A 9,492-nucleotide genomic window follows, 5' to 3' on the forward strand; every position below is an offset into this window, starting at 1 on the left:
AAAAGGATCTCTTTCTTTATTCCATAAACCCATAAATCGCGTAACTGAATATGCAGCACTTTTTGCAGATAGTAAACCACTGTCTCCCTTACATATATTTACTGGTTCTACTTCAATTTTTGGTCTATCATTCACAATTATCTTTCCTTCTGCATAAATATTCCCGCAACCTCCAATTAATGGTATTTTATAATTAAAAACACCGGAAACAATTGGAGTACCTACAATTGTAATTTTATTTACCTCCCAGACAGCAGACACTCCTTTAGGCAGTCCATTTGCTCCCGAGACACCACTATCTTTTATTCCCACAGCATCTATTGTCGTATGAGTAATATCTGGCATCACGTTATTTACATATAATGTTGGTTTTATGCTGGGAACTCCTGCAATAGCATCTTCTTTAATCACAAAATTAACTGGAAATCTTGGAGCATCTCCACTAGATGATGCATAAGCAGCATAATAAGTAGTTGTACCAGCTGTATTTGTATCTGCCAAGCCTGACCCTTCTACACCAACTGGGTTAAAAGTTGGCCCCCAGCCTAGTGGTTCTCCACCCGTGCTTGATTTATACCAATAAATTAAATTATCTAAAATAAATTCCCCTCCTACAGGAGGCTCAACTCTCCAAGTATAATCATACATATTAGCGTCTCCGTCGTATGGAATAAAAACAGATATCAAAGTGTACTCAACTCCTGCTTCAAAATTTGCTTTAAATTCAGGTTCAACATCTTCTTTTCCAGGATAGGATCCTACTCCTACTATCCATTGGCCACCTCTATCACAATAGCCTGGTGTAAAATCACCTGAATAAATATATGCATGTCCAGCATATTCAGATCTGTCCTCCATTTTAAAATTGTATTCTCCCGAAACACTTACAGTAAATTTTGTTGCAGTATAACGACTTTCACCTTTAGTTTCAAATTTACAGGTATACATATCATCCTTTGTTGCAGTTGGCATAAGGGCAAAAGGATCTCTTTCTTTATTCCATAAACCCATAAATCGCGTAACTGAATATGCAGCACTTTTTGCAGATAGTAAACCACTGTCTCCCTTACATATATTTACTGGTTCTACTTCAATTTTTGGTCTATCATTCACAATTATCTTTCCTTCTGCATAAATATTCCCGCAACCTCCAATTAATGGTATTTTATAATTAAAAACACCGGAAACAATTGGAGTACCTACAATTGTAATTTTATTTGCCTCCCAGACAGCAGATACTCCTTTAGGCAGACCATTTGCTCCCGAGACACCACTATCTTTTATTCCCACAGCATCTATTGTCGTATGAGTAATATCTGGCATCACGTTATTTACATATAATGTTGGTTTTATGCTGGGAACTCCTGCAATAGCATCTTCTTTAATCACAAAATTAACTGGAAATCTTGGAGTATCTCCAGTAGATGATGCATAAGCAGCATAATAAGTAGTAATACCAGGTGTATTTGTATCTGCCAAACCAGAGCCTTTTACACCAACTGGGTTAAAAGTTGGTCCCCAGCCAAGTGGTTCTCCTCCGGTGCTTGATTTATACCAATAAATTAAATCATCTAAAATAAATTCTCCTCCTTTAGGTGGCTCAACTGTCCAAGCATAATCCCACATATTCGTGTCTCCCGTATATGGACTAAAAACAGATATCAGGGTGTACTCAACTCCAGCGTCCAAATTTGCTTTTAATTCTGGCTCAGTATCTTCTGGTCCTAATCCTACTATCCATTTTCCACCTCTATCACAGTAGCCTGGTGTAAAATTACCTGAATAAATGTATGCTGATCCCACGTATTCAGATCTGTTCTTCATTTTAAAATTATACTCTCCCGAAAGACTTACTGTAAACTTTGTTGCTGTATACCTACTTTTTGCAAAAGGTTCAAATTTACAAGTGTACATATCTTGCCTTGTTGTAGTTGGTGTAAAGGCAAAAGGATCTTTTTCAATATTCCATAAACCCATAAATCCCGTAACTGAATGTGCAACACTTTTTGCGGATAGTAAACCACTACCTCCCTTACATATACTTACTGGTGTTACATCAATTTTTGGACTATCGTCATTAATTACAAAATTAACCGGAACTCTAGGAGCATCTCCAGCAACAGATGCATAAGATGCATAATAAGTAGTAGTACCAGGTGTATTTGTATTTGCCAAACCTGACCCTTCTACACCAACTGGGTTAAAAGATGGGCCCCAGCCAAGTGGTTCTCCTCCCGAGCTTGATTTATACCAATAAATTAAAGTGTCTAAAAGAAATTCCCCTCCTCTAGGAGGCTCCACTCTCCAAGTGTAATCCCATATACTATAGTCTCCTATAAATGGAGTAACAACAGATATCAAAGTGTACTCAACTCCGGCAACCAAATTTGGTTTAAATTCTGGTTCTCTTCTGCCAAAACTTCCTAATCCTATTATCCATTGCCCACCTCTATCACAGTAGCCTGGTGTAAAATCACCTGTATAAATATATGCTGCTCCTGAATATTCTGGTCTTTGCTCCATTATAAAATTGTAAGCTCCCGAAACACTTACTCTAAATTTTGTTGCGGTATAACGAGTTCGTCCTCCATTAGCAGCAAATTCACATGTACCCATGTCATCCTTTGTTGCTTCAACATTTATGGCTAAAGGATCTCTATAAATATCCCATAAACCTGTAAATTTCGTAACTGAATGTGGCCCAGTTGTTGCCAATAGTGAACCACTACCTCCCTTAGGTATACTTACTGGTGTCACATTAATTTTTGGGCTATCGCCATTCACAACTCTATTAAGACTGTTATATTTATTTGGGTCTATTATCCCCTTAGTCGAAAATACTTCCGTCAGACTATCATGACCAATTTCAACTTCCTTTACATTTTTACTAGAAACCTTAGCTTCCGCATGAACTGTACAAATTATAAAAAACAAAAACACAAAAAATATGCTTTGACAACAATTACGAGTTTTGTAGGTATTTTTTTTCATAGAAAAATCTAATTTTAAAAGTTAATAAAAGCATCAGCAAAAGAAACAATATGGTTATCTGTCCGACTCAAACTTGCTGTAGTTTGCAGTTGCGCATCAGGAGAGGTCTAACTAATTACTTATTTTGGAGATTATTTTTCTGCTGAGTATATAATCTACAAGTATATTAATGCTTTGTTTTTGTAAATAAAACCCTACAAATACAAGTACTATTTTAATAATTAATGACACTATGCAAAATTAAATCGGTTCTCATCATTAAGCCTCCCTGTTAAAACCATAAAATCAACATCAAAAGTTATAAATTTGAAAAACATATGACTTTTGATGTGCTTTAAAATTTGGATGAGCACTTTCTTAAAGCAATGCAAAGTATGGGGAAGCAGAAATTTTAACCAGAATGAATCTGAGATAACATCATGATATTCTATAAAAAAAACTACCCAAAAACTTTTAAGTTTTCAGGTAGTATCTTTTAATTTTTAACGATATGTAATTTGTTATTACCTCACTACAAAGATGATATTAACATATGAGTCGTAATTTGCTTTTTTAAGTGTAGTATAATTAAGAACTCCTTGATCACTAATGCTATTTACTTTAATTAATTTGGGGTCATAATACGTAATGTAATAAAATAAATCACTGGCCGATGCATACTGTGGTATTGAGGATGGTGCACCTACACTCTTAAACATAGGGTCTTTAAATTGATTTTTATATTCCATGAATAAATCGATAGTACGTGTAGCCCCTATAGTTTCTGTTGCTATGTTTATTGAGGGCATATAAAATGACTGTTCATTAAAAAGTGTCAGCTTATTCCATACAGGCACTTTCTCAGTACCTATATTTTGAGATATAGAGTTTTCATCAGTATCAAAAACCAATAGACTATGGGCTGGTTTACTGATTGCCCATTTTTGGGCATTACTTAACCTAGGTATAAGTACTCCTTTTTTATTACTTGAAATATCCAAGGCACTGCTCACATCTGGAGTTGATGTTAAAATACCAACCTGACTATATCCCTGAAAATTCACAAAAAAAAACAGGGATAAAATACTAAATTGAAACGCTAATTTTTTAATCATGATATTACTTATTTGTTTCTAATTCATTAATATTTAATAACTCATGGCGAATCATTGGATTTGTTTTCAAACTACAATCAATAATATTTGCTTCTAAAAAAGTCTTTGATAAACCTTTTGTCCCTATGTAAGGCATAACGCTTACCTTATATAATCCTGAATTTGCGAATAAATGATTCATCTCGTAATCATACTTTCCTGCAATAAAATTCTGCATTTCATATGTTCCATCTCCAAAATCCCAGAATAATCCTGTGGGTACAATTATACCATTCGTAATAAGATTTATGTCAAATTTCGCTTCATATCCTTCGCATGTAAATAGCTTAGTTTTATTTTCTGTAATAATATTAGAATGCTTAAAAGAAGGGAACCCCCTTTGAGGTCTATTAGTAAGATATCCAGGAAATGTTCTAATATCAGTTCCTCCTTTATCTGGGTCCATAACAACATGCAAATCTCTATTTCCGTCAGCCGCCCCACTCGAAATAGTTCGTGTTATCCCATAAACTCGTCCGTCACGCCCTAAGCTAAAATTAAATACTTTTGCATCTAAAGCAGTAGGCATTACATTTCCAGCTCTTAAATCACTATATTTTATTTTATAACCTGATTCCACACTCTCATTGCCAGCCCCAAGATAAAAATATTCACCCTTTGGAGAAAAAGCTCCTCCTAATGAATAAATTTTAGTATTTCCCAGCCCCCTAATATCTGAAATCACTCCCGTGGCCGGATTAAAATCGGCAGATAATATTGTATAGGAACCAGCAGCCAAATTAACTAACTTAGTGTTATCTACAGACACTATTGTTGCCCCAATTTGAGCTCCTTTATCAACATCAGGCAAAGGCGGGGTTTTATACATTTTAGGGGTTTTCGAAAATCCTTGCTCTGTTAAGTGCCAAACATAAAAAAATACACCTGTACGATTCACCAACCAATAATCAGTTCCATTTTTATGAGCTACTACTCCAAGATTCTCACCACAATGAGGCATTTTTAATAAACTGTTTTTTGTCGCAACTTCTACTGATCCCATATCATTCGGATTACTCGGATCAATATTAACAACCGAATATCGAATTCCATGACTAACATTTTCCTGAGAAGACACAGTAACCACATAAAATTTCTTGGGGTTATTGGGAGCTGGAATTACAATACCCGACTGCATCGAAATTATACTACCTAGCAATCCGGTTCCGTTGGTCATGATTTCATTTTTCCTATTGTAAATTGTAATTCCATCAGAAGACATTAGTAAGTTTCCCTGAATATCAGATAAGGTAAAGCCACCTCCTAAAGACTTCAATGGACCATTTACTGCTTTAGGTATACCTGAGGTAATCAACCCATTTGAAGAGGTTACCTTTTGAGGGTCATTAAAATTCAAACCAGCGTTGTTACCAAAATACCACCAACTCGATTCACCTTGAGCTTGCATGCTTATGGGAAGCATCATCAAAAAAATTATCCAAAATAATATCCTTTTTTTCATTTTTTTTCTTTATTTAATCACAAATACAATATTCATAAATGAAGCGTATGTAGACTCTTTTATAATTTTATACGCCATAATCCCTTCTTCACTGATAGCATTTACCTGAATAATGTTTTTATCATATTGAGCAATATAGTAGTACAAATCGTTTGCTTTGGGGAAATAAGGTATTGAGATGGGAGCATTGGCACTTCGCGCTGCTGGGGTATTAAATTGTTTTTTATATTCTGCGTATAAATCTAATGTTGCTGACAGTCCCACTTTTGAGGCATCAATAGCCATCGATGGCATGTAAAAAAAACTATTTTGCTTGTCTTTCGCCGATAAACATACCCATACTGGAACTGTTGGCGTTCCTGCATTCTGCGAAATACATTGACTGGTTGTATCATAAACCAATAAACCTGAGGCTGGAGATACAATAGCATTTTTCTGAGTTACATTCATCCTTGGGATTAAAACTCCTGCTTTAGTATTTACCACGTCCAGTGCTGCACTAGGATGTGGGTTTACAGTACCCATACCTGTACCATCGACTTGCGAAAACACCTGCATGGATGTGCAAAGCATTACAAATGTGATAATTGACATTAAAAAATTATTTTTTTTCATAATTGATGTGTTTAATTAAATACTATTCTTTTTTTCTTAGTCTTAAGAATAGTTCTGTTATGATTGGAGAGAACTTACTACTTGTCATCTATCTATTTTATGACAAGACACAAAAAAACCCCGATATGACATATCAGGATTTAACAAAAAACAATTAAATTCTTTTTCTTAATACAAAAGGATGTTAACTATATATTGTTTTAATTCCCTAAATAAAAAGGAATTTTTAAATTTAGTTTACAGGTTTAGTAAAAATCCGAGCTGACATAGCTCCCCGCCCCCAATTAGCATTATCCTCAGATGAAGCTGTAAGCATTCCGAATGTAACTGTATCGTAATTAGATTCGACATATCCATCTACTTTGTATACTATATCCATTGGAATATTTCCAGGATTAGAAATTATATCTACAGCAAAACCAGATATAGGTAATCCCAAAGCAGTTACTTCTGATGGTCCCTTATAGCTACCTACAACAGTATATTTACGAGAACCCATCTCCAATTCGACATCGCTTCCACCATTTACCGACTTAAATAAAGTACACCCTACATAACCAATTGACCCACTTCTGCGGCTTGAGTGCATTACAGGCATATTGTATTTGACTACAACTTGACTTTGTGATTTTGCGGGAATAGTAACAGTAATGCTGAAATTTAAATTTACTGTGCCGCCACGTTGTTGACTTGATATTGGAGAGCTTAGAACAGCATTTTTGTTATCATTGAACGACCAAGGAACAGTTGTACTACTATTATTAACAACATAGCCCAAAATTCCATCACTATTAGATACAACTCGATTGTTATATTCCAAAGTCAATGCCTCTGTATTAACATTTGTCATAGTACGTATTCTGGCTCTTCCATTAACATCTAGCGTTTGATTTGGATTAAGCGTATTAATTCCGACTTGAGTTTGAGAATATCCTAATAAAGAAAAGAGGATTAAGCATAAAATAAAAAGTTTTTTTTCCATTATAAATGTGTATACCGTTTTTTTTTTGTACTAATCATTGCTGATATATAAATATCCTGCCTTATCCTTATAAGCTCCGCTAGACATTTTGAACTTTAGAACATAGAAATATGTCCCCGAGGGTAATCCTTCACCTCTACTTACAGTAACTCTTCCTTCGGAAATTCCTCTAAACCAATTTCCATTGGCCCCATAATTACTAGTTTCAAATACCTTTGCCCCATATCGATTGAAGATCTCTAATGAGTTTTCTGAGAATTTTTCTAATCCAGTAATATTGAAGTAATCATTATGTCCATCACCATTAGGAGAGACTGCATTATAGATAACGATATCATCTAGATTTGGTATTCTTACTTTTGCCAAAGTATAAATCCCTGAATTATCTACAGCCGCTGTCACAGTCTTTTCTCCTCTATCCACAGCCGAAGTGTAATGCTTCCATTGCGATGTAGCATCATCCCATCTTACAATGGCTAAAGATAAATCTTCGTCTTCTTTTGTCAATTCGCCTGGCGTACTTTGATCATGCCAGGTTAATGTTAATGCAACATCTACAGTAGATTGATTACTTTCGAACTCCCAATATTCATTGGTATTAATCAATGCAATCAAGTCCTCTTTTTGATTATGAGGATGTAATGGATTTGAATTTTTAAGTAAATACTTACTTTTGAATAAGTTTCCAGACGAACTAGACTGACTTATAGCTAATGGTCTAAAATAACCGCCATCACCAATAGGATTTTGAAACTCGTTGCTTCCATTCCTTACTACATACCCATCAACATAACTATCGTTGTTTGTATTTATGTGAGTAGCATCTGCTTCAAAAACAACTGTACCTTCCGTATTATTATTAGATACAATTCCTTTATAAAAATCGGAAACTCCATAAATATTAATTGCTGTTGACAATATAAATGCAGGCTGAACCATTCTGTTCTCAAACCGTACATCATTAAATTCACTTAACTCCTTACCAGAAATAACCTGAGCTATATTCAAACCTTTAAAATAGGTTAAGCCAGAAGTTACATTGGGACTAAAAGTCACCAAGCCGTCATTATTATAATTTGAATAAACAATAAAATGTCCATCATTAATAAAATCCCCGGTTGGCTTATTATCAAAATCTGCTACTGTAGCAAATTCAGTACCCGGTTGGATAACTATCTCTCCTGTATTTATGGTTTGTGCGTTAAGTTTACCAATACTAAAAAATAATACTATTGTACCTATTTTTAAATAAAATTTGGCCATACTTTTTAATTTAAAGTGTTAATCTTAAATGTGACAAATTATGTCAAAAACTATATTAAACACCTCAGTTATAGCATTCATAAAAGAGGTGTTTTTTTTTAGTTTGAATTCAAAGAAGCCTACTTGTTAGAATTACTGCTCTCTTCAATTAGTTTTTCTAATCTTTCTAAACGTTGGTTCATTTTTTCAATTTCTTTGTCTTTTGCAATAATTGCATTGTTTTGCTCTATTATATGCAAGTAAATCTCTTCTGTTTTTTCCAATAATTGGATTGATAATTCAGACATATTAAATGAATATCCTTCAGCTGATTTTTCCAATTCATTAATTGGTGTTATACCAGGTAAGTGCTTATGTGTTTTGATGTAATCCTCTATCTCTACAAGTTTTTTAAATTTATAATCCTCTTTAATATCAGAGAATCCTTGGAAATAATCTTCAAATACATAATCGGCATAAGTACTGCTAACAGTTGTAATAGAACCGTTTACTCTTAATTTCTCCCCATCTTTACCAGACGGAGCGTCATAACCAATTCCTACCCAACCTTTCGTATAGATGCTATCTTCATTAGATGTCGCACCAGCTTTAGTTCTTATATTAAACCAAGGCTCTTTAACAATCTTGTCTGCATTCGTCCAAATGGCTTCATTATCGACAGTTTGCAAAATATCCCCAGCGATTTTACTAGCTTTTAGACTAAATTCAGTATTTTTAAAGGCGTTATTAACACCATTTGTAACTGCAATTAAACCTTTTCCTGTTATTGTTCCCGCTCCTGATGTTGGAGGTAAACCTGGCTCTCCTTTTTCTCCTATTACTTTTCCTAGGTCAGCTGTGCTTCCATCAGAATAAGTTATAATAAGATTTCCTGACGTTTTATCAACAATTGTTGAAGCTATTCCTTTTCCATCTTTTCCGTCATTTCCGCTAACTTTAACCCAGTTTCCTCCAGCATCTTTAACGTAAACAATACCGGTTTCTGTGTCAATCCAAGATGTAGCTCCTTCTGGTGGTGAAACACCATCTTTTCCAGGGATACCAGC

General features: G+C 34.6%; 6 protein-coding genes and 1 pseudogene. All 7 read right to left on the reverse strand.

The genetic code is table 11. The features are described from left to right. On the reverse strand, positions 1–2,991 hold a 2,991-nt coding region (locus B8T70_RS22115), incomplete at its 3' end, for a hypothetical protein (RefSeq protein WP_207621556.1). 503 nt (positions 2,992–3,494) lie between these two features. After that, a complete protein-coding gene (locus tag B8T70_RS22120) occupies positions 3,495–4,034 on the reverse strand; it encodes a hypothetical protein (protein WP_123912151.1) in 540 nt (179 codons plus the stop codon). A 55-nt stretch (positions 4,035–4,089) separates the two neighbouring features. After that, positions 4,090–5,586 (reverse strand): hypothetical protein, encoded by a 1,497-nt coding sequence (locus tag B8T70_RS22125; protein WP_123912152.1) that lies wholly within the window; start codon positions 5,584–5,586, stop codon positions 4,090–4,092. A gap of 9 nt (positions 5,587–5,595) precedes the next feature. Beyond that, on the reverse strand, positions 5,596–6,201 hold the full coding sequence (locus B8T70_RS22130; protein WP_123912153.1) for a hypothetical protein: 606 nt from the start codon (positions 6,199–6,201) through the stop codon (positions 5,596–5,598). Positions 6,202–6,433: 232 nt separating this feature from the next. Then, entirely contained in the window at positions 6,434–7,183 is a 750-nt protein-coding gene (locus tag B8T70_RS22135) for a hypothetical protein (RefSeq protein ID WP_086896256.1), read from the reverse strand. Positions 7,184–7,213: 30 nt separating this feature from the next. Further along, positions 7,214–8,446: a gliding motility-associated C-terminal domain-containing protein gene (locus B8T70_RS22140; RefSeq protein WP_039116499.1), complete on the reverse strand. Its 1,233-nt coding sequence runs from the start codon at positions 8,444–8,446 to the stop codon at positions 7,214–7,216. A 119-nt stretch (positions 8,447–8,565) separates the two neighbouring features. Further along, positions 8,566–9,492, reverse strand: a pseudogene (locus B8T70_RS23995) (hypothetical protein); the annotation flags it as partial.

The sequence above is a fragment of the Flavobacterium sp. AJR genome (assembly GCF_002156885.1).
Classification (GTDB): domain Bacteria; phylum Bacteroidota; class Bacteroidia; order Flavobacteriales; family Flavobacteriaceae; genus Flavobacterium.

Excerpts from the sequence above, each read along its gene's own strand:
- B8T70_RS22125 (WP_123912152.1), bottom strand. The coding sequence starts at position 5,586 with ATGAAAAAAAGGATATTATTTTGGATAATTTTTTTGATGATGCTTCCC.
- B8T70_RS22130 (WP_123912153.1), bottom strand. The coding sequence starts at position 6,201 with ATGAAAAAAAATAATTTTTTAATGTCAATTATCACATTTGTAATGCTT.
- B8T70_RS22135 (WP_086896256.1), bottom strand. The coding sequence starts at position 7,183 with ATGGAAAAAAAACTTTTTATTTTATGCTTAATCCTCTTTTCTTTATTA.
- B8T70_RS22140 (WP_039116499.1), bottom strand. The coding sequence starts at position 8,446 with ATGGCCAAATTTTATTTAAAAATAGGTACAATAGTATTATTTTTTAGT.